Below are 21,277 nucleotides of genomic sequence, written 5' to 3' on the forward strand. Positions count from 1 at the left end.
ACTCCCCCAAGTGGTTCTGTCTTGACCCTTCGTCGCACCGGCGCCGTGCTGCCACGGCGCTCCGGGCGATGACTAGCTCGCCAGAGTCGCGGTACCTCCCAACCCGCCCAGCGCCAACGCGGCCATCACCGGCGGACGCGCGCCGACGACGATGACCTCGGCGCCCGCCGGCAGCCGTTGCTGGGCGTAGACCAGGGCGCGGACGGCGCCCGGCGTCAGGCCGGTCACCTCGCGCATCTCGATCACGAGGCGGCGCACCTGCCCGCCGCCGAGTTCGTCGAGCAGGTCCCGCAGACGGGGCAGCGCCTCGTCGTCCACTTCGCCTGCCAGGTGGATCGTGGTGGACCGGCCGTTCGACCCCGAGTAGACCGACGTGCTCATCAGTAACCCTCCTCGTTGGACGGTGCGTGCGCCCACAGCACGGCCGTGGACCGCGCGGGCAGGCGCAGGACGTGGCCGTCGCGCAGCGTCGTCGCGGCGTCGAGCGGCCGGACGAATCCGGTGTTGGCGAAGACGCGCCACGTGCTGTCGACGGGTGGCTGGGGGAGAGCCACTTCCTTGTCCTCTGTACCGGCGTTCGCGGCCACGACCACAGTATCCAAGCGCCCCGACAATCCGGCGCCCCCCGGATTCGGATCGTGGATCATGGCGATCACCAGGTGCGAGTCAGCCGACCAATCGGGTTGCCAAGCGCGCTCGCCGTGCCAACTGACCGGCGGGTAGCCGCCGTCCGGTGTGGAGTCGCCGTGCGGGTGCTCGGCCCGTCGCAGCACCGGGTGCGCCCGCCGGAACTCCAGGCAGGCCCTGGTGAACTCGACCAGGTCCCGGTTCCGGTCGACCAGCGACCAGTCGACCCAGGTCGACGGACCGTCGTGCGGGTAGGCGTTGTTGTTGCCGCCCTGCGTGCGGCCGAACTCGTCGCCGGCCAGCAGCATCGGCACACCCCGGCTGGTGAGCAGCAACAACAGCGCGTTGCGCACCTGCCGCGCCCTGGTGCCGAGCACCTCCGGGTCGTCGGTAGGCCCCTCGACTCCGCCGTTCCAGCTGGTGTTGTGGTTCTCGCCGTCGCGGCCGTCCTCGCCGTTGAGGTGGTTGTGCTTGTGGTCGTAGGACGCCCAGTCGGCGAGCGTGAACCCGTCGTGGCAGGTCACGAAGTTGACCGACGCGGTGGCGCCGCGCCCGCTGTAGAGGTCGGGCGATCCGACGAGTCGGGTGGCGACGTGACCGGCGGTTCCCCCGCGTCCCACCAGGAACGCCCGCAGCGCGTCGCGGTACCGCCCGTTCCACTCCATCCATCGGCCGTAGTGCGGGAAGGCCCCGACCTGGTAGAGGCCGCCCGCGTCCCACGCCTCCGCGATCAGCCGCGTGCCCGCCAGCACGGGGTCCGCGGCCAGCGCCGCCACGAGCGGCGGGTCGGCCAGCGGCGCGCCGTCGCGCCCGCGCGTGAGCACCGAGGCGAGGTCGAAGCGGAAGCCGTCCACGTGGTACTCGTGCACCCAGTGGCGCAGGCTGCGCACGACCCACTCCCGCACGAGCGGGTGGTTGGCGTTGAGGGTGTTGCCCGCGCCGCTGAAGTTGCGGTGCCTGCCCGCCTCGTCGAGCAGGTAGTAGGACGACTCGTCCAGGCCGCGCAGCGACAGCGTGGGTCCGCGGTGGTCCCCTTCGGACGTGTGGTTGAAGACCACGTCCAGGATCACCTCGATGCCCGCCGCGTGCAGCCGCTTCACCAGGTCCTTCAGCTCCACGTCCGGGCGTTCGCCGGAGGCGTAGTTCGCCTTGGGCGCGAACACGCCGACCGGGCTGTAACCCCACGTGTTGAGCAGCGGCACGCCCGTCTCCGGGTGCACGTGGACGTTGTCGGTCTCGTCGAACTCGAAGACCGGCATCAGCTCCACGCAGTTCACCCCGAGCCACCGCAGGTACGGGATCTTCTCGGCCAGGCCCGCGAACGTGCCGGGAGCGGCCACACCGGACGTTTCGGACCGGGTGAAGCCGCGCACGTGCAGCTCGTAGACCACCAGGTCCTCGGTGGGCACGCGCGGCGGCCGGTCGTCGCCCCAGTCGAAGTCCGGGGTGGCGATGCGCGACCGGTAGGCCGGCCGCCGTCCCCACTCGCCGGAACCGGCCAGCAGCCGGGCGTCCGGGTCGAGCAGCACGGGACCGCGCTCGCCGTCGCGCTCGACCCGGAACCCGTAGTCCGCGTCCCCCGGCGCCAAACCGACCACGTGCGCGGTGAACACCTCGCCGACCCGGTGCTCCGGCGGGAGCTCCAGCTCGGTGAGGACCGAGCCGTCGTCGCGGTCCATCAGCACCAGCCACATGCGGTCCGCGCGCGCCGCGGCGACCGCGAAGTTCACGCCGTCCGCCGTCGGGGTCGCCCCGAACGGGGTGGGGCTGCCCGGTGCGAGCCGCAGCCCGGCCAGGCGGCCCGTCGCCGTCACGGTCACCGTTCGTCCTCCCCCAGGGGCCGCAGGCGCACCTGGACCGTCCGCCTGGCCGTGCCCTCCGGCAGCTTCACCGTCATCCGCTCCGCGTCGAAGTCCCGGTACGGGCTGCCGTCCACGAGCACCCGGTCCAGCACCACCCGGCCGCGCGGCAGCGCGTCCGGGGCCACCCGCAGCAGGCCGCCCGGGTACGTCGCGTCGGCGTCCGGCGAGAACCACAGGTCGAGCGGCTCGCCGTGCCACAGCAGTCTGTTGTAGACGGTCGCGAGGTAGCACAGCTCCGCGGAGTGGTACATGCTCATGGAGTGGTTGCCCTTGAGGCGCTCCAGGCCCGCGAGGTACGGCGCGCCGGCGGCCTGCACCGAGAAGTACACCGCGCCGTCGTCGTGGTCGAGGAAGAACGCGTTGTAGAACGCCTCCGCCTCGGCCGCGTGCTTGAGGTACTCCGCGTCGCCGGTCGAGCCCGCCAGGACCAGGTAGGCCAGGATCGCCTGCTCCTGCTGCCACCACGCCTTGCGGTCGTGCCAGACGAACGCGTGCCGCCCGTCGCGGGCCTGCCGCTCCAGCACGTCGTACCAGCCGCCGCGCCGCGGGTCGCGGCCGACGCCCGGCATGGTGGCGGCCAGCCGCGCGGCGGTGCGCGTGTACTCGTTCTTGGGCCGCAACGCGTTCATCCGGGTGAGGTTCCACGCGATCTTCAGGTTGTGGCCCACCACCGCGCGGTCCTGCTGCCAGCCCCACGTCTTGTCCGGCGTCCAGTCCGCGTGGAACCGCTCGCGCACGAACGGGCTCGCGTCCGGGCCCCGGTCGGGGAAGTGGGTCACGATCATGTCGAACGTGTGCTCCAGCATCCGCAGGTAGCGCTGCTCGCCGGTGGCCAGGTACAGGTTGAACAGGTAGGCCGGGGCGTGGTCGCCGACGGAGTTCCAGTTCTTGCGGGACCTGTTGCGCCCCAACGACTCCGCGTGCGGGCTGAGCGTCAACGGGTCGACGTGCGAGAAGTAGCCGCCCAGGCGCGGGTCGGCGTAGTGCCGCTCGAACAGCCGGATCGTCGCCTCGATGTCGTCGCGCAGCCAGGGCGTGCCGGTGAGCCGGTAGGTCTGCACGAGGCCTGCCAGCGCGTAGATCTGCTCGTAGGCCGGGATGGTCAGCTCGTCGTCGCTGAACTCGGAGGCGAACAGCTTGCGCTGCCTGCCGCCGTCGACCTCCAGGCCGTGGTACCAGTACACCAGGCGGCCGACGTCGGTCTCGTCGACGAAGCGCAGGTTGTCCCGCAGGTACTCCGAACCGCGCTCGGCGACCTCCAGGTGCGCCTCGTCGCCGGTCAGCATGTACGCGGTGGCCATGCCGTAGACCAGGCGGGAGATCGTGTCGGTCTCCTGCACGTGCGAGTCGGTCTTGTCGCCGCCCAGCCGTAGCACCGTGCGGTAGTCGGCGAAGTCGACCGGGCCGGTGCCGAACTGCGCGCGGCGGTAGAACCGCGCCAGCGAGCGGAGCTGGTCGACCCACCAGTCGGGCCGGTCGAACACCGGGCGGCCGGCGTCGTCGGCGACGAGCCAGATCCGCTCCGCCTGCTGGCGGCGCGGGCCGGGGTAGACGGGGCCGAAGCTGAACACCATCGCGCCCGGCTTCAGCATCTCGTCCAGCCGGCCGTTGACGTCCTGGTAGGGCTCGCCGAGGTTGCGCACCAGCTGGGCCGCGGTCTCCGACGTGCGGTGCACGACCTCGCGGTCGCCGCCGAACGTGTCCAGCACCAGCCGGTCGCCCGAGGACTCGACGACGTAGCCGCCGTAGAGGTCGGAGTAGGTGCGTTCGGGTGCCGCGGTCACGCCGCCACCAGCCTGGCGGACAGCTGCTCGATGACGGTGCGGGCCAGCAGGTGGCAGTGCTCGACGGTGCGCGTGCTGATCAGGTCGCGGTCGACGGCCACGTCGGTGTCGGAGTACACCGCGCCCATGTTGCGCACGTCGCTGACCAGGTTGTTGTGGCAGGTGACCGTGCGGCCGGCCATGACCTCCGGCGCGGCGGACATCAGCCACAGGCCGTGGCAGGAGAACACCTTCAGCAGCCGGGGGATGCGGAACGCGCGGCGCATCACCTGCACCGCGGGCGCCACGCCGCCGGGCCGTTCGCTGTAGCGGAGCCGGTCCGACACCATGCCGGACGGGACGATCAGCGCGTGCAGGGCGTTCAGCTCGTGGTAGTCGAGGGCTTCGAGGTCGCCGTCCACCGCGACCTCGCCGCCGAGCTCGCGGCCGGTGAAGGTCAGCGACTCGTTGCCCCACAGGCGGGTGTAGAGCTTCACCTCGGCGCCCGCCTCGGCGAACCGCAGGCGGTAGTAGTCGATCTCCGTCTCGACGAAGTCGCTCTCCATGAGGATGCCGATGCGCAGCCCGGAGAGCGGACCGGGTAGGACGGGAGCGTTCAGGTCCATGGGATTCTCCATCTGGGTGGTCCGAAGTGGACTGCCGCCTCGTCGCGGCACGGTGGGTGGGGGGGGGGGCGGGGCCCCCCCCCCCCCCCGGTGCCCCGGGGCGCGCGGACGGGGCGCCCCGGGCCCCCCCCCCCCCCGGCCCCCCGGGGGGGGGGGGGCGGGGGGGCCCCCCCCCCCCACCGCGTGACACCGGGCGCGCGCGGAAGTGCCGCGGCGCCGCCGGTGGTGGGGAGTGGATCAGGTCGCGATCAGCTCGCGACGAGCTCGCCGCGCGACTCGCGGGTGTCGCCGTCGCCGGGACGCCCCGCGGCTGCCGGCTGGGCGGTGATGCGCGCCGGCGGCGGTGCCGCCGCCACGACCGGTTGCGGCTGGTCGGCTCCGGTGGCCGGGTCGAGCGGCGGTGCCGGTTCGGTGATCTCCGCGACCGGTCGCGGTCGGCTGGTCGGAGAGGTCGCGGCGTCCCCGAGCGGAGGTGGTGAACCCGGCAGCGGTTGGGCGGCTCGCGTCACCAGGGTGCGGATGCGCGGCTCGCCGTCCTGGAGCACCACCAGCCACTGCTCGGTCAGCAGGCAGCCCGTCCACCGGCTGCGCGGCGCGGGCCGCTGCCACCGCCGCGACTCCCACCTCAGCGTCACGGTCACCTCGGCGTGCAGCGGCGACACCAGGTCGACCTCCACCGACAGCACGTCCCGCCGCTGGTCGAAGCACGAGTCGCTCAGCTCCCGGTACCACGACTCGAACTGCTCGCCGTCCCGCACCGTTGCGCCGGGCAGCCGCAGCAGCAACCCCGACCGCACGAGCCTGCCCCGCAGCTCCGCCACGTCGACGTGCCGCTCCAACGCGCCGTGCCACTCGCGCACCAGCGCCACGACCTCGGCCCGCTCCAACCGGCCGCGGTCGGCCGCCCCGCTCACTCGATCACCAGGTCGATCAGGAACGGCCCCCGGTGGCTGAGCATCTCGGCCACCGCGCCGTCCACCTCCCGCAGCCGGCTCACCCGGCGCCCGGGCACGCCGAGCGACGCGGCCAGCTGCGTGAACCCGATGGCGGGCTTGGTCAGGTCGAACGCGCCGGGCCGCTCGTGCGGCTCGATGCCCTGCTCCCGCCAGTACTGGTCGATGTTGTGGTCCAGCAACCGGTAGCGGCCGTTGTTGCAGATCACGAACTTGGCGTCGATGTCGTGCCGCGCGGCCGTCCACAGCGCCTGGATCGTGTACATGCTGCCGCCGTCGCCGGTGAACGCGATCACCGGCTGGTCGGGCCGCGCCAGCTTCGCGCCGAGCGCGCCGGGGATGCCGATCCCGAGCGAACCACCGCGGGTCTGGAAGAACCGGCCCGGCTCACGCGCCGGCAGGTGCCGTCCCAGCGGCTCGCCCGCGGTGAGCGCCTCGTCGAACAGGATGAGGTCGTTCGGCGCCTGCTGCGCCAACCGCTCGGTGAACAGCTCCAGCACGCTCGGTGGACCCGAGGGCGCCGCGGCACGCGTGGCCGGACGCGCGGGCGGCGAGGAGATCTCCCCGCCCTGGTGCCCCAGCTCCACGGCCAGCGCCGCGAGCGTGAGCTTCGGGTCGGCCACCACACCGATCTCCACCGGGTGGTTCTTCGCGATCTCGTAGGCGTCCAGGTCGATGTGGACGATCCGGGCGTCCCGCGAGAACGGGTTGCTCAACGAGGGGAACACCTCGGGGAACACGTACGTGCCCACGATGAGCACGCGGTCCGCGTCACCGACGATCCGCGCGCTGTCCGCGCCGAACATGTGGCCGACGTTGCCCGCGTACGACGGGTCGGCCGCGTCGATGTTGACCTCCGACGAGTTCACCCCGTACACCCGCGCGCCCAGCAGCTGCGCCACGGTGGCCAGCTCGCGCTGCGCGCCGCTCGTCGCGACACCGTCGCCCATCAGCACCAGCGGACGCCTGCCGCCCGACAGCACCGACGCCATCCGCGCCACCAGCGCGGGCTCCGGCAGCACGCGCGTGGACGGCACCACGGTCGGCAGCGCGGGTTCCTCGGTGACGGCGTCGAGCACGTCGGCGGGCAGCGCCACGAACACCGGACCGCGCGGCGGCGTCATGGCGATCTTCACCGCCCGGCGCAGCACCCGCAGCACGGAGTCCGGGTCGGTGACCCGGGTCGCGTACTTCGTCACCGGCTCGGCCATGGCCACCAGGTCGACGGCCATCTGCGCGTCCATCGCGTCGTAGCGCACGCCGGCGTCGCCCGCGATCACGACCAGCGGCGAGCCTCCCCGCTTCGCCTGGTACAGCATGCCGACGGCGTTGCCGAGGCCGACGCCCGTGTGCAGCTGCACCAGGCCCGGCCGCTGCGAGGCGCGGGCGTACCCGTCGGCCATCGCCACGGCCACGCTCTCCTGCAACGCCAGCACGTAGGACATCTCGGTCTGCCCCATGGCGTCGAGCAGACCCTGCTCGACGGTGCCCGGGTTGCCGAACATGTGCGTGATACCGTCGGCCGCGAACTGCTCGAAGATCGCGACCCGTCCCGGTCGTTTGGTCATGTGCTTCGATCCACCTTCCCCAGTGTGGTGGCGGACGCGGCGCGGACCGGCGCCGCGCCCGCCCGTGACGCCTTACCAGCCGTAGCGGCGCAGGCCGTTCTCCAGCGTGCGCACCAGCAGCTCGCCGGACAGCGCGGAGTCCGGAGTGGACCGCGCGGTGACGAACGGGTAGTCCACGATCACCGACAGCTCCTTGCCGACGTTGCCGTGGAAGCCGCCGAAGGCGCCGGTCGCGTCGCGCAGGATGTACTCCAGCGGGAACGGGGGCGGGCCCATGTTGAAGTCGACGCCGAGGAAGCCGGTGCCGTCCTTGTAGTCGTACTCCTTGGGGTGGCCCGTGACGTGCTTGCCGTAGATGATGCTCTGGCGGGACTCCCAGTCGCGGGCGAAGGCCAGCACGGTGACGCCGTAGCACTCGGCCAGGATCGGCTTGTCCGCGGCGAAGAAGCCGAGGGTCACCTCGTGCAGGCGCTCGTTGTTGACCATGTCGACCAGCGGGCCGGAGCCGCCGACGAGCACCAGCGCGTCGTAGGCCGCGACCAGGTCGTCCACCGCGGGCTGCAGGTTGCGGTGGTAGGCCTCCAGCTCGCGCAGGAAGTTGATCGAGCTGTGGTAGGGCCGCTCGGGGATGAGGTCGGCCAGGCTGAGCGGGTTGTCCAGCCGGTCGGACTCGTCCAGCGCGCGGACCGCGCGGGCCATCTCCGGCGTGGTCACCGTGCGGCCGAGCGGCGGGTCGATGTAGTCGGGGTCCATGCTCGGCGGCAGCGCGTGGGCGCGCTTGCCGGTGGGGGTGACGAAGGTGACCTGGTAGCCGCGGGCGTCGAACGCCTCCAGCGGACCGACCAGCTCCTCCCCCCAGTAGCCGTACTCGGACAGCACCACGAGAACTCGTCGGGTCACTTCTCTACTCCCTGGGTGTGAGGGTTGCTCAGAGCTCGGCGGAGCCGGGCATCGGGTGCAGGGCGTCCACGACGTACGAGCGGATGCGCAGGCGCCCCGCGTCGTCGCGCACGACCTGCCACGTCTGGTCGGCGTCGAAACCCAGCCACTGGCTGGTCGCCGCCGGCGGGTTCCAGATTCGTGCCTGCCAATTCACGCGCACCTTCACGTCGGCCACGTCGCCGCGAATGGACGACGTCACCGAGGTGACTTCGTGCACTTCGTCAAAAAAGCGGTTGACGACCGTCCGGTACCAACCCAGGAATTCCTCGGTGGTCCTGAGCGTGCCTTCCGGGAAGGTCATCTCGAGGTTGGTGTCGACGAGATATCCGAGTACCTCGTCCTCGGTGCCGTGCTCGTCGAGCGCGCGGTACCAATCGCCGACGAACCGGCTGATCAGATCATTGTCGAGGGTTGCTGGCACTGATTTCTCCCCTGTGACCGTGTCGGTGGCGAACGGACCGTGGCGACCGTCACCCGCTGTGACATCTTTGGTGTCGTGATTGACGACATGAGTCAATCCTCGCGAGTGGTCCGGGGCAAGGCAGCCGGTGCAACTGGGTGGACTTGACGGAATTGCGGAAGGGGCCTTGTTTTACAGCCCTGTTACGCCGGCTTTTGCGCTCGGCGTCAATGTGCTGGTGATGAGCCCGCGGCGGTCCGGGGCGCCTCGCGCGAACCGCCGCCGCGCGCTGCCTGGTAGTCCTGCTACTAGGAAAGACCCTGGTCTGGCTACCCGGCTGCGGAATGAGCAGGGTGGGCGCATCGGCGTAACGCCGGCGATATCAAGGAGCCGACTTTGTCTCACATTGCCGACCAGACGGCTGCAGGGCCGCCCACGGGCACCGCCGCGTCGGATGCGGCGACCACCACCAGCACGAACAGGACCGAGGCGACCGCGTCGGGCCGGCGTCCGAATGCCGGTGCCGTCCTGCTGTTGTTGTGCCTGGCCGAGTTCATGATCGCCCTGGACTTCTCCATCACCAACGTGGCGCTGCCGGTCATCCAGGCCGAGCTGGGCTTCACCACCTCCGGCCTGCAATGGGTCATCAGCGCGTACGCCATCACCTTCGGCGGATTCCTGATGCTCGGCGGCCGGATCTCCGACCTCTACGGTCGACGCCGCCTGTTCATCATCGGCCTCGTCGCCTTCGCGCTCGTCTCGCTGGTCGCGGGCATCGCGCAGGACGACGTGCAGCTGGTGTTGTTGCGCGGTGCGCAAGGTTTGGCGGCGGCGGTGGTCGCACCGGCGGCGCTGTCACTGCTGACCACGTCGTTCCCGGAAGGTCCGGAACGCAACCGCGCGCTGGGCGTCTACGGCGCGGTGCTGTCGTTCGGCTTCGTGTCGGGCGTGGTGCTCGGAGGCATCCTCACCGACGTGCTGAACTGGCGGTGGGTGTTCTTCGTGAACGTGCCGATCGGCCTGGGCGCGGCGCTGCTGGCGCCCAAGCTCATCCGGGAGAGCCACGGCCAGGAGAGCAACCGCAAGCTCGACGTGCCGGGCGCGGTCACCATCACCGGTTCGGTGATCAGCATGGTGTACGCGCTGTCCACGATCACCCAGGGCGGCCTCGGCTGGCTGGTCTCGCTCGTGGTGTCGATCGTGCTGTTCGCCGCGTTCCTGGTGATCGAACAGCGCAGCCCGCACCCGTTGATCCCGCTCAAGGTCGTCGCGCAGCGCGTGCTGCTGATCGCCAACCTGATCAACGTGCTGCTGATCGGCTCGTTCGTGGGCATCGCCTACATCCTCACCCTCTACCTGCAGGGCGTGGAGGGCTTCACGCCGTTGCAGACGGGGTTGACGTTCGCCGTGCTCGGCGCGACCGCGGTGGTCGCGGGCATGGCGGCGGGCAAGGTGTCCGGGAAGCTGGGCAGCACGGCCACGCTCGTCGGAGGTCTGCTGATGCAGGCGGTCGGCACCGTGGCCCTGGCGATCCTGCCCGCCACGGGCGCGATCTGGTGGATCCTCGTCGGCATGGCGGTGATCGGGTTCGGCCACGTGTCCGCGGTCGTGATCGTCAGCATCTCGGCGACGTCCGGTGTGCCGGACCACCAGCAGGGCCTCGCCGGCGGCCTGCTCAACACCTCGCAGCAGCTGGGCGCGGCGCTCGGCGCGGCGGCGTTCGCCGCGATCGCGGTCGGCGTCACCGGCGGGCTGCTCGCCGAGGGCACGCCGCTGGAGCAGGCGGACCCGGCGTCGCTGGTGGCGGGCTTCCGCTACGCGCTGATCGTGGCCGTGGTGGTGTCGGTGGTCGCGTCGGTGATCGGCGTGACGCTGACCCGCAAGCGCACGGCCGCCTGACCGGGCCGCGATGACGTCCTGGCCGCGCCGCATCCCCCCGGGACGGGCGCCCACCGCCCCGCGTCCGCCGGGGGGCGCGTCAGTCGAAGCGGTCGAGCAGCGTCGCGATGCGCGCCGAGTCGACCGGGCCGACCGGGGTCTGCAGCACGACCGTCAGGGTCGGGTGCTCGACCAGGCGCAGGTGCAGCAGGTCGAGGTCGATGCGGCCGACCTTCGGGTGGTCGAGCCGGTTGACCTCGACGTCGAACTCCGCCACGGGGTAGGAGTCCCAGCGCTTGCCGAACTCCGGACTCGCCTCGCGCAACCGGCCCGCGATCTCGGCGTACCGGTGGTCGCCGCTGTTGCGCCCGGCCGCCGCGCGGAACTGGCCGAGCACGCTGCCCGCCGCGGACTCCCAGTCCACCAGCAGCGATCGCACGAGCGGGTCGGTGAAGATCAGCCACAGCAGGTTCCGCTCGGGCGGCTCGACCGTCGCGGGGTCGACCCACAGCATCGCCTGCGCCGCGTTCCACGCCAGGATGTCCAGCCGCTGGTCGAACACGTACGCGGGGTTGGGCATCAGGTTGTCCAGCACCCGCTGCACGAGCGCGGGCAGCTCGCCGTCCGGCGAACGCGGCTCGGCGGCGCGCAGCCCGGCCAGCTCGAAGATGTGGTCGCGGTCGTCGTCCTCCAGCCGCAACGCCGTCGCCAGCGCCTCGATCACCTGCCGGGACGACGGGATGTCGCGGCCCTGCTCGAGCCACGTGTACCAGGTCAGGCCGACGCCGGACAGCTGCGCGACCTCTTCCCGGCGCAGGCCGGGCGTGCGCCGGCGGCCGGCGGACGCCAGGCCGACGTCCTGGGGCTTGAGCCGTTCCCGGCGTGCGCGCAGGAACGCGCCCAGCTCACGTTTGCGGTGGTCGGTCATCGGGTTTTCTCCGCGGTCGGGCCGAGCCGGGTGCAACGCCGACATCGTAGGTCGCACACGGCGGTCGCACGGCCCGCTCAACGTTCCCTTCCCACCATGGGAGACCGTCGTGACGTCGTCGTCGCGCCGCCGCGGGGTGGCCTTCGCCACGTCGAGCGCTGGGCCGACGGCCGGCCCCGTCTGGACCGCGCCGCCGGTGGTGGCCCGGCCCTCGTCGAGCACTGCGCCGACCACCGGCCCCAACGGGATCGCGCAGCCGGCCCGGAAACCGGGCGGTGAATCGCCTTGGGCGGGGGAACACCCGGCGTCGCCCGACCCGGCCGCCCGTGCCGATCGGTCCCCGCCGGACCCGGAACCCGTCGACCCGATCGCCGACCTCGCCCGCCTCACCGGTGCCACCCGCCGGGCCGGACCGGCCGCCGGCGTTGTGATCCTGCCCCTACGTGATCCCGTAGCCGGGGCCGAGCAGTTCGCCCCGGAGGGTCGGAGGGTGTCCGGGCACGGCATCGGCCGCGTCGAGCCCTCGTTCCGCACGGTCGACGTGGCGGCTCCCACCACGTCTGAGCGCAGTTGCCACAGTGGACCCGGGCTGATTGTCCGGCCCGGCCGCGCTCGGCAGGCTGGGTGGCGCACAGTCCACTCGGCACCGGAGGAAACCCAGTGACCACAACAGATCCGCTGCGGGTCGAGGAGCAGCACGTCCTCGCCATCCGCACGCTCAACGACGTCGTCAACGAGCGCCGCTACGACGACATGGACGCGCTGTTCGCGCCCGGCTTCGTCGACAACAACCCGGCGTGGAGCGTCCGCGACGTCGCCGAGCTCAAGGTGCTGCTCGCCGAGGCGCACGAGGCGATGGCGTTCACCTCGCACCACGACCTGATCTACCCGGCCGGCGACGACAAGGTCGTCATCCACATCACCTTCACCGGGCGGTTCGTCAAGGACTTCCTCGGTCAGCGCGCCACCGGTGAGCCGATCACCTGGACCAGCATCGAGGTCTTCCGGTTCGAGCACGGCCGGATCGCCGAGCGCTGGGTCCAGGCCGACACCGCGGGCCTGCTGCGCCAGCTCGGGGTGCCGCTGCCGTGACCACGACCGTGAAGGGGATCACCATGCCCACGTTCCTGCTGCACATCACCGTCAAGCCCGAGCACCGCCGCGTGGCGGTCGAGACGCTCGCCGAGATCCAGCGCCTGTCCCTGTTGGACGACGGCTGCGTGGACTTCGTCTGGCTCAGCCACGAGGAGGACGGGAACAAGTTCACCCTCTTCGAGCGCTGGGAGAGTCAGCAGCACCTCGACGACCACCTCGCCAAGATCATCCCGGTCTGGGAGGACTTCGCGCCGTGCCTGGAGGGCGACCCCGTCTCCCAGCGCGTGCGCGCGGTCACCGAGCTCGGCTGACCGGCGGCCGGTCGCGAGTCGATCCGAAGGAGAACACCGTTGAAGGACCGCACTTTCCTGGTCACCGGAGCCACCGACGGCCTCGGGCTCGACCTGGCCCGCAGGCTCGTCGCGACCGGGGCGACCGTGCTGATCCACGGCCGCGACGAGCAACGCCTCGCGAACGCGGCGCGTGACCTCGGCGGCGACGTGCGGACCTACCTGGCGGACTTCGCCGACTTCGACCAGGTCCGCGACTTCGCCGCACGCCTCGCGGACGACGGCGCGCGGCCGGACGTGCTGATCAACAACGCCGGGATGGGCGCGGGACGCCGCGACGACCAGCGCCTGGAAGGCAAAGCGGGACACGAACTGCGGTTCACCGTGAACCACCTCGCCCCGTTCCTCCTCACCAGGCTGCTGCTGCCGCTGCTGCGACCCGCCGCGCGGATCGTCACCGTCGCGTCGGCCGGGCAGTCCCCGATCGACTTCGACGACGTGATGCTGCACCGGGGCTACGAGCCGTTGCGCGCCTATCGGCAGAGCAAACTGGCCCAGATCGCGACCTGCTTCGAGCTGGCCGAGCGGCTCGACCCGGCGCAGGCCACCGTGAACAGCCTGCACCCGGCGTCCTTGATGGGCACCAAGATGGTCCACGAGACCTTCGGCTACACCATGAGCACCGTGGCGGAGGGCTCCGAGGCGACGTTGCGCCTCGCGCTCTCCGACGACCTCGCCGGGATCACCGGGCGCTACTACGACGGCGTCCGCGAAGCCCGTGCCAACGCGCAGTGCTACGACCCGTCCGCGCGACAGCGGCTGTGGCGGCTCAGCAGCGAGCTGGTCGGCCTCCCTCCGACCTGACGCCACCCGGACTGACCCCCGCGCCGACCGACGTCACGCGGGAACGGGTCGCCGACTGCCCTCACCGAAAGGCGATCCCATGAAGTGGTCCCACGTCGCGCTCAACTGCCGCGACCTGGCCGCGACCGAAGAGTTCTACACGCGCTGGTTCGGTTTCAAGCGCGCCCGCTATTTCGACCTCGGGGAGACTTCCATCGTCTTCCTGAAGTCGGGTGAGGCGTACCTGGAGCTGTTCGGCGGCGCCGCGGTGGACGCGGCCGGCGCGCCCACGCTGGTGGAGCGCGACGGCCCGGACCACGTCGGCACCGTGCGCCACCTGGCGTTCCAGGTCGACGACGTGGACGCCCTGCTCGCGCAGATGGGCGAGGACGCGCAGGTCAACCTGGGTCCGATCGATTTCGACGGCTTCATCCCGGGCTGGCGCAGCGCGTGGCTGACCGATCCCGACGGCGTCGTGGTCGAGGTCAGCCAGGGCTACCGCGACGACCTGTAGGACACCACCGCACGTGACCCGGCCTCGATCTCGTCGAGGCCGGGTCACGTGCTTTTCCGGGCTACTACGTCGAATTTTCCGAGTGGTTCCGCGATGGTGGTTCCACGCGTAATACCCGGTCATTCTCGGAAGACGTGGGCGAAGAGTTCCGAAAGCCCGCGGAAATCCGAGAGGTGGACCTGATGAAGGATGACGCGACGGTGGGGAGACTCGTCGTGGACGACGTCTCCCCGGCGGTGTCGTCGGGTGCGCGGCCGGCCAAGGCCGTGGTCGGGCAGCACGTGCCGGTGCGGGCCGCGGTGTGGCGCGAGGGCCACGACGCGGTCGCTGCCACGGTCTGCTGGCGCGGCCCGGACGGCGCCTGGCAGAGCACCCGGATGCGCGTGGACGACGCGGGCGCGGACCGCTGGGCCGCGGTGATCGTGCCGGACGCGGTGGGGGAGTGGGAGTTCCGGGTCGACGCGTGGTCGGACCCGTGGTCGACCTGGCTGCACGCGATCCGGGCCAAGACCGGCGCCGGGCAGGGCGCGACCGAACTGGCCAACGACCTGGAGCTCGGCGCACGGCTGCTGGAACGCGCGGCGCTGGACGAGGACGCGAACGGCGTGCTGCTGCGCGCCGCCGCGGCCCGGCTGCGCTCCGGCGCGTTGCCGCTGGCGGACCGGCTGGCCGCCGCGCTGGACGAGCCCGTGCTCGCCGAGCTGCACGAGCACCCGGTGCGCGACCTGGTCACGGAGGGCGTGCCGCACCGGCTCTGGGTGGACCGGCCGAAGGCCGCGTTCGGCTCCTGGTACGAGTTCTTCCCCCGATCCACCGGTGGCGTGGACGCGCAGGGACGGCCTGTGCACGGCACGTTCCGCACGGCGGCCGAGGAGCTGGACCGGGTCACCGCGATGGGCTTCGACGTGGTGTACCTGCCTCCGATCCACCCGATCGGCGAGATCAACCGCAAGGGCAAGGACAACACGCTCGTCGCGCTGGAGGGCGACGTCGGCTCGCCGTGGGCGATCGGCTCCGTCCACGGTGGACACGACGCCATCCACCCGGAGCTGGGCACGTTCGCCGACTTCGACGCGTTCGTGGCGCGGGCCGCCGAACTGGGCATCGAGGTGGCGCTCGACCTGGCGCTGCAGTGCGCACCGGACCACCCGTGGGTCGGGCAGCACCCCGACTGGTTCACCCGCCTGCCCGACGGCAGCGTGGCGTTCGCGGAGAACCCGCCCAAGAAGTACCAGGACATCTACCCGCTGAACTTCGACGACGACCCCAAGGGCCTGTACGCGGAGATCCTGCGCGTGGTGCACCTCTGGATCGACCACGGTGTGCGGATCTTCCGGGTCGACAACCCGCACACCAAGCCGCCGGACTTCTGGGCGTGGCTGATCGAGGAGGTGCACCGGGACCGGCCGGACGTGCTGTTCCTGGCCGAGGCGTTCACCCGGCCCGCGCGCCTGTACGGCTTGGCCCGCCTCGGTTTCACGCAGTCCTACACGTACTTCACCTGGCGCGAGGACAAGGCGGAGCTGGAGGGCTTCGGCAAGGAGCTGGCCGCGCACGCGCACGAGGCCAGGCCGAACCTGTTCGTGAACACGCCCGACATCCTGCCGAGGCACCTGCAGGAGGGCGGGCCGGCGATGTTCGCCATCCGCGCCGCCCTGGCCGCGCTGCTGTCGCCGACGTGGGGCGTGTACTCCGGTTTCGAGCTGTACGAGAACGAGGCGGCCACGCCCGGCGGCGAGGAGTACCGGCACTCCGAGAAGTACGAGCTGCGCCCGCGCGACTACGCCGCCGCTCGGGCCAGGGGCGACTCCCTGGAGCCGTGGCTGACCCTGCTCAACCGCGTCCGCCGCGCGCACCCCGCGTTGTGGTCGCTGGACGGCCTGGCGTTCCACGCCGTCGACAACCCCGCGCTGCTGGCGTTCTCCAAGCGCGACCCCGCGACCGGCGACACCGTGCTGGCCGTGGTGACCCTCGACCCCGACCGACCGCAGGAGGGCACGTTGACCCCGGACCTCGCCGCCTTGGGCGTACCGCCCGCGTTCACCGCGCACGACGAGGTGACCGGCCGGACTTGGGAGTGGGGCGCGAGCAACTACGTGCGCCTCGACCCCGCCCGCGCCGTCGCGCACATCGTGGCGGTGAGGGCCTGATGCCGCGCCGCCTGCTGCCCAGCGGCGAGGCGCCGCCCGCCGCCACGCCCATCGGCGTCGAGCCGGAGTGGTACAAGTCCGCGATCTTCTACGAGGTGCTCGTCCGCGCGTTCCACGACGCCGACGGCAACGGCTCGGGCGACCTGCGCGGGCTGGCCGACCACCTGGACTACCTCGCGTGGCTCGGCGTGGACTGCCTGTGGCTGCCTCCGTTCTACGACTCGCCGTTGCGCGACGGTGGCTACGACATCCGGGACTTCCGCGCGCTGCTGGCCGAGTTCGGCACGATCGAGGACTTCGTGCACCTGCTGGACGAGGCGCACAAGCGGGGCATCCGGGTCATCACGGACCTGGTGCTCAACCACACGTCCGACTCGCACCACTGGTTCCAGGAGTCGCGGCGCGACCCCGACGGGCCGTACGGCGACTTCTACGTGTGGAGCGACGACGACTCCAAGTACGCCGACGCGCGCATCATCTTCGTGGACACCGAGACGTCGAACTGGACCTACGACCCGGTGCGCGGCCAGTTCTACTGGCACCGGTTCTTCAGCCACCAGCCCGACCTGAACTACGACAACCCGGCCGTCCAGGAGGCGATGCTCGACGTCCTGCGGTTCTGGCTCGACCTCGGCATCGACGGGTTCCGGCTGGACGCGGTGCCGTACCTGTTCGAGCGCGAGGGCACCAACTGCGAGAACCTGCCGGAGACGCACGAGTTCCTGCGGCTGTGCCGCAAGGTCGTCGACGACGAGTACCCCGGACGCGTGCTGCTGGCCGAGGCGAACCAGTGGCCCTCGGACGTGGTGCACTACTTCGGCGACCAGAGCGTCGGCGGCGACGAGTGCCACATGGCGTTCCACTTCCCGTTGATGCCGCGCATCTTCATGGCCGTGCGGCAGGAGTCGCGGGTGCCGATCTCGGAGGTCCTCGCGGCCACGCCGGAGATCCCGGCCGGCGCCCAGTGGGGCATCTTCCTGCGCAACCACGACGAGCTGACGCTGGAGATGGTCACGGACGAGGAACGTGACTACATGTACGCCGAGTACGCCAAGGACCCCCGGATGAAGGCCAACATCGGCATCCGGCGGCGCCTGGCCCCGTTGCTGGACAACGACCGCAACCAGCTGGAGCTGTTCACCGCGCTGCTGTTGTCGCTGCCCGGGTCGCCGGTGCTGTACTACGGCGACGAGATCGGGATGGGCGACAACATCTGGCTCGGCGACCGGGACGGCGTGCGCACGCCGATGCAGTGGACGCCCGACCGCAACGGCGGGTTCAGCGCCGGCGACCCGGGCCGGCTGTACCTGCCCGTCATCTCCGACCCGGTCTACGGCTACCAGAGCCTGAACGTGGAAGCCCAGATCGACAGCCCCGGCTCGCTGCTGCGCTGGACCAAGCGGATGATCGACGTCCGCCGCCGGCACCGCGCGTTCGGCCTCGGCGGGTTCCGCGAGCTGCCCTCGGGCAACGCCGCCGTGATGACCTACCTGCGCGAGCACGTCTCCGAGGACGGCCGCCAGGACATCGTGCTGTGCGTGAACAACCTGTCCCGCCACCCGCAGGCCGTCGAGCTGGACCTGCGCGAGTTCCAGGGGCACGAGCTGACCGAGCTGACCGGCGGCGTGGAGTTCCCGGTGATCGGCGCGGCCCCGTACCAGATCACCCTGCCCGGTCACGGTTTCTACTGGTTCGCCGTCCACATGGAGGTGCCGTCGCGATGACCACTGCCATCACGGGATTACCCGGCTTGGCCGAATGGCTGCCGCGGCAGCGGTGGTTCCCCGCCGAGGACGCGGGCGAGGTGACCGTCGAGCGGGTGGAGCCCTTCGCGGACGGGCCGGTGCGCGGGGTGCTCGCCGTCGTCGGCACCGCGCACGGTCGCTTCCACGTGCCCGTCGGCATCCGCACGGACCTGCCCGCGGGCCTGGCGGACGCGGTGATCGGGGCCGTCGACGGCGAGGTGCACTACGACGCGCTCGCCGACCCGGAGCTGGTGACGCGGCTGTACGAGCTGGTGGCGCGGGCCGGTGCGGCGGGCGCGGTGGCGTTCCGGCCCGAGCCCGGCGTCGACCTGCCGGAGCCCGCGGGCGACGTGCGGCCGATGGGCGTGGAGCAGTCCAACACCTCGCTGGTGGTCGGCGGGCACAGCGTGCTCAAGGCGTTCCGCCGGGTGTGGCCGGGTGAGAACCCCGACCTCACGCTGCACCGGGTGCTGCGCGACAGCCTGTACGTGCCGCGCCTGCTCGGCTCCATCACGTTGGACGGGACGGACACGCTGGGGCTCGTCGAGGCCTTCGTGGACGACGGCGTCGAGGGGTGGGAGGCCGCGCGCGCCGACCTGGGGCACACGCTCACCGGCACGCCCCGCGAGCTGGACCTGGTCGGCGAGCTGGGACGGCTCGGTGTCGCGGTCGCGGCCGTGCACGCCGACCTGGGCCGCGCGCTCGGCGCCGCGCCCGCCGACCACGAGGCGCTGGCCGACCGGTTCCTGATCCGGCTGGCCGAGACGCTGGAGGTCGCGCCGACGTTGCGGCCCTACGCGGCGGCGCTGCGGGTGGCGTTGGGCGACCGCGTCCGCGCCGCGGAACCGGGTGAGGTGCAGCGCGTCCACGGCGACCTGCACCTGGGCCAGGTGCTGCGCGGCAACGGCCGCTGGGTGCTGCTGGACTTCGAGGGCGAGCCGGCCGCGCCACCCGCCGAGCGGGCCCGGCCCGACTCGCCGTTGCGCGACGTGGCCGGGATGCTGCGGTCGCTGGACTACGTGGCCGGGCACCACCGGCTGACCGCGACGTACTGGTCGGTGGAGGACGAGCGCCGCAGCCGGCACTGGGTGCACGACACGCAGCGCGCGTTCCTCGCCGGGTACGCCAGCGAGTCGGGCCTCGACCTGCGGGCCGCGTCCACCGTGCTGCGGGCCTACCAGCTCGACAAGGCGCTGTACGAGGTGCGGTACGAGGCGGCGAACCGGCCGGGCTGGCTGCCGGTGCCGTTGCGGGCCGTGCGCGCGCTGGTCGCGGGGTCGTCGTGACCGCCGTCGTCACGCCCGCGCTCGCCGACCTGGACCGCCACCTGATCGCCGAGGGGCGGCACGAGCGGCTGTGGGAGGTGCTGGGCGCGCACGTCGTGGAGGACGGCGTGCGCTTCGCCCTCTGGGCGCCCGGCGCCCGTGCGGTGCGGGTGAGCGGCGAGTGGGGCTCGGCGGAGCTGGCGTGCGACCCGCTGATCCCCGTCTGGCAGGCCGTGGTGCCGGACGCGCGCGAGGGACACCGCTACCGGTTCCGCATCCTGGGTGAGGACGGCGTGTGGCGGGACAAGGCCGACCCCCTGGCGTTCCGCACCACGCCGCCGCCCGCCACCGAGTCGGTGGTGACCCGGTCGCGGCACGTGTGGGCGGACGGCGCGTGGCGGCACCGGCCGGACCGGATCAGCGTGTACGAGGTGCACCTGGGGTCGTGGATGACCGAGAAGAACGGGCACAGGCTCGGCTACCGGGGGCTGGCGGCCGAGCTCGCCGACTACGTGGCAGGGCTCGGCTTCACGCACGTGGAGCTGCTGCCCGTGGCAGAGCACCCGTACGGCGGTTCGTGGGGCTACCAGGTGACGTCGTACTACGCGCCGACCGCGCGTCACGGCAGCCCGGACGACCTGCGGCACCTGGTGGACGTGCTGCACCAGCGCGGCATCGGGGTGATCCTGGACTGGGTGCCCGCGCACTTCCCCAAGGACGACTGGGCGTTGGGGCGGTTGACCGGCGTGCCGGTGTACGAGCACCCCGACCCGCGCCGGGGCGAGCACCCCGACTGGGGCACGTACGTGTTCGACTTCGGCCGGCCCGAGGTGCGCAACTTCCTGGTGGCCAACGCGTTGTACTGGCTCGAGGAGTTCCACGTGGACGGCCTGCGGGTGGACGCGGTGTCGTCGATGCTCTACCGCGACTACTCGCGCGGGCCGGGGGAGTGGGAGCCGAACGAGCGCGGTGGCAACGAGAACCTGGAGGCGGTGGCGTTCCTGCGGGAGCTGACCGCGACCGTGCAGCGGCTGCACCCGGACGCGTTGCTGATCGCCGAGGAGTCCACCACCTGGCCGGGCGTCACGGCGCCGTCCGGTCTGGGGTTCGACCGCAAGTGGAACCTGGGCTGGATGCACGACACGCTGCGGTACTTCCGCGACGGCGACTACGAGCGGCTGAAGCTGCCCGCCGCCTACGCCTGGGGCGAGCGCTACCTGCTGCCCCTGTCGCACGACGAGGTCGTGCACGGCAAGGGTTCGCTGATCGCCAAGACCGGTGGCGCGGCGGGGTTGCGGGTGCTGCTCGCGCACATGTGGGCGCACCCCGGCGGCCAGGTGCTGTTCATGGGCGGTGAACTGGGCCAGCCGCACGAGTGGGCGGATCACCGCGAGCTGGCGTGGGACCTGCTGGACGACCCCGTGCACGCGGGCGTGTCGCGGCTGGTGTCGGCGCTGAACCGGGTGCAGGCCGCGCACCCGGCGCTGTACCGGGGTGACGACCGGCCGGACGGCTTCGAGTGGCTGGTCGACGACGACCCCGCACGCGCCGTGGTGGCGTACGCGCGGCGCGCGGCCGGCGTGCCCGACGTGGTGTGCGTGGCGAACTTCGGCGAGCCCAGGCCGGGCTTCCGTCTGCCGTTGCCGTCGTCCGGGGTGTGGCGGGTGCTGCTGCACACGGAGGCCGTCGAGTTCGGCGGCGCCGGTGCGCCCGAGGCGGTCGTGGCCGTGCCCGAGGACGGGCGCGCGGTGGCGGAACTGGCGCTGCCCGCCCGTGCCGCGGTCTGGTTCACCCGCATCTGAGCACGCGAGAAGGCTCGTAGGACCGG

Annotated in this window: 18 protein-coding genes; 9 read left to right on the top strand and 9 right to left on the bottom strand. The window is 71.9% G+C overall.

Annotated features, from left to right (window positions below; genetic code table 11):
- Positions 1 to 72: 72 nt before the first annotated feature.
- The 8 genes from LNK82_RS37995 to LNK82_RS38030 all read right to left on the bottom strand — a co-directional run bounded on the left by LNK82_RS37995 (position 73) and on the right by LNK82_RS38030 (position 8,762).
- The gene (locus LNK82_RS37995; protein ID WP_230571691.1) at positions 73 to 381 is read right to left on the bottom strand and encodes an STAS domain-containing protein; all 309 of its coding nucleotides are present in this window, start codon (positions 379 to 381) and stop codon (positions 73 to 75) included.
- Complete coding sequence (locus LNK82_RS38000; protein ID WP_230571692.1) at positions 381 to 2,447, bottom strand: glycogen debranching protein; 2,067 nt, start codon at positions 2,445 to 2,447, stop codon at positions 381 to 383. Before LNK82_RS38000 ends, LNK82_RS37995 begins: the two co-directional genes overlap by 1 nt.
- On the bottom strand, positions 2,444 to 4,273 hold the full coding sequence (locus tag LNK82_RS38005; protein WP_230571693.1) for an AGE family epimerase/isomerase: 1,830 nt from the start codon (positions 4,271 to 4,273) through the stop codon (positions 2,444 to 2,446). Before LNK82_RS38005 ends, LNK82_RS38000 begins: the two co-directional genes overlap by 4 nt.
- Positions 4,270 to 4,878, bottom strand: a complete 609-nt coding sequence (locus LNK82_RS38010; protein WP_230571694.1) for a DJ-1/PfpI family protein — start codon at positions 4,876 to 4,878, stop codon at positions 4,270 to 4,272. The genes LNK82_RS38005 and LNK82_RS38010 overlap by 4 nt, the downstream gene beginning before the upstream one ends.
- Before the next feature lie 248 nt (positions 4,879 to 5,126).
- Positions 5,127 to 5,792 carry a hypothetical protein gene (locus tag LNK82_RS38015; protein ID WP_230571695.1) on the bottom strand — a complete coding sequence of 222 codons (666 nt, stop codon included), beginning with the start codon at positions 5,790 to 5,792 and terminating at the stop codon, positions 5,127 to 5,129.
- Positions 5,789 to 7,399 (bottom strand): thiamine pyrophosphate-binding protein, encoded by a 1,611-nt coding sequence (locus LNK82_RS38020; RefSeq protein WP_230571696.1) that lies wholly within the window; start codon positions 7,397 to 7,399, stop codon positions 5,789 to 5,791. Before LNK82_RS38020 ends, LNK82_RS38015 begins: the two co-directional genes overlap by 4 nt.
- Before the next feature lie 72 nt (positions 7,400 to 7,471).
- Positions 7,472 to 8,299, bottom strand: a complete 828-nt coding sequence (locus LNK82_RS38025) for a type 1 glutamine amidotransferase domain-containing protein (RefSeq protein ID WP_230571697.1) — start codon at positions 8,297 to 8,299, stop codon at positions 7,472 to 7,474.
- A gap of 28 nt (positions 8,300 to 8,327) precedes the next feature.
- Positions 8,328 to 8,762 carry a nuclear transport factor 2 family protein gene (locus LNK82_RS38030; RefSeq protein ID WP_230571698.1) on the bottom strand — a complete coding sequence of 145 codons (435 nt, stop codon included), beginning with the start codon at positions 8,760 to 8,762 and terminating at the stop codon, positions 8,328 to 8,330.
- Positions 8,763 to 9,137: 375 nt separating this feature from the next.
- On the opposite strand from LNK82_RS38030, the gene LNK82_RS38035 reads away from it, so the two are divergent.
- On the top strand, positions 9,138 to 10,640 hold the full coding sequence (locus tag LNK82_RS38035; RefSeq protein WP_230571699.1) for an MFS transporter: 1,503 nt from the start codon (positions 9,138 to 9,140) through the stop codon (positions 10,638 to 10,640).
- Positions 10,641 to 10,719: 79 nt separating this feature from the next.
- Here LNK82_RS38035 and LNK82_RS38040 read toward each other — a convergent pair whose 3' ends face one another.
- Positions 10,720 to 11,547, bottom strand: coding sequence for a helix-turn-helix transcriptional regulator (locus LNK82_RS38040; protein ID WP_230571700.1), 828 nt, complete (start codon positions 11,545 to 11,547; stop codon positions 10,720 to 10,722).
- A 660-nt stretch (positions 11,548 to 12,207) separates the two neighbouring features.
- Here LNK82_RS38040 and LNK82_RS38045 point away from each other — a divergent pair.
- From LNK82_RS38045 to glgB, 8 genes are all read left to right on the top strand, one after another.
- Positions 12,208 to 12,639, top strand: a complete 432-nt coding sequence (locus LNK82_RS38045; RefSeq protein ID WP_230571701.1) for an ester cyclase — start codon at positions 12,208 to 12,210, stop codon at positions 12,637 to 12,639.
- Positions 12,636 to 12,953, top strand: a complete 318-nt coding sequence (locus tag LNK82_RS38050; RefSeq protein WP_230571702.1) for a putative quinol monooxygenase — start codon at positions 12,636 to 12,638, stop codon at positions 12,951 to 12,953. The genes LNK82_RS38045 and LNK82_RS38050 overlap by 4 nt, the downstream gene beginning before the upstream one ends.
- Before the next feature lie 39 nt (positions 12,954 to 12,992).
- Positions 12,993 to 13,796: an SDR family NAD(P)-dependent oxidoreductase gene (locus LNK82_RS38055; protein WP_230571703.1), complete on the top strand. Its 804-nt coding sequence runs from the start codon at positions 12,993 to 12,995 to the stop codon at positions 13,794 to 13,796.
- Between the two features lie 79 nt (positions 13,797 to 13,875).
- Complete coding sequence (locus tag LNK82_RS38060) at positions 13,876 to 14,289, top strand: VOC family protein (RefSeq protein WP_230571704.1); 414 nt, start codon at positions 13,876 to 13,878, stop codon at positions 14,287 to 14,289.
- A gap of 182 nt (positions 14,290 to 14,471) precedes the next feature.
- Positions 14,472 to 16,439, top strand: coding sequence for a maltotransferase domain-containing protein (locus tag LNK82_RS38065; protein ID WP_230571705.1), 1,968 nt, complete (start codon positions 14,472 to 14,474; stop codon positions 16,437 to 16,439).
- A complete protein-coding gene (treS, locus tag LNK82_RS38070; protein WP_230571706.1) occupies positions 16,439 to 18,163 on the top strand; it encodes a maltose alpha-D-glucosyltransferase in 1,725 nt (574 codons plus the stop codon). The genes LNK82_RS38065 and treS overlap by 1 nt, the downstream gene beginning before the upstream one ends.
- Positions 18,160 to 19,470, top strand: a complete 1,311-nt coding sequence (locus LNK82_RS38075) for a maltokinase N-terminal cap-like domain-containing protein (RefSeq protein WP_230571707.1) — start codon at positions 18,160 to 18,162, stop codon at positions 19,468 to 19,470. The genes treS and LNK82_RS38075 overlap by 4 nt, the downstream gene beginning before the upstream one ends.
- The gene (gene glgB, locus LNK82_RS38080) at positions 19,467 to 21,251 is read left to right on the top strand and encodes a 1,4-alpha-glucan branching protein GlgB (protein ID WP_230571708.1); all 1,785 of its coding nucleotides are present in this window, start codon (positions 19,467 to 19,469) and stop codon (positions 21,249 to 21,251) included. Before LNK82_RS38075 ends, glgB begins: the two co-directional genes overlap by 4 nt.
- The last annotated feature ends 26 nt before the right edge of the window (positions 21,252 to 21,277 follow it).

Source organism: Saccharothrix luteola (assembly GCF_020859565.1).
GTDB classification, from domain to species: Bacteria; Actinomycetota; Actinomycetes; order Mycobacteriales; family Pseudonocardiaceae; genus Actinosynnema; species Actinosynnema luteola.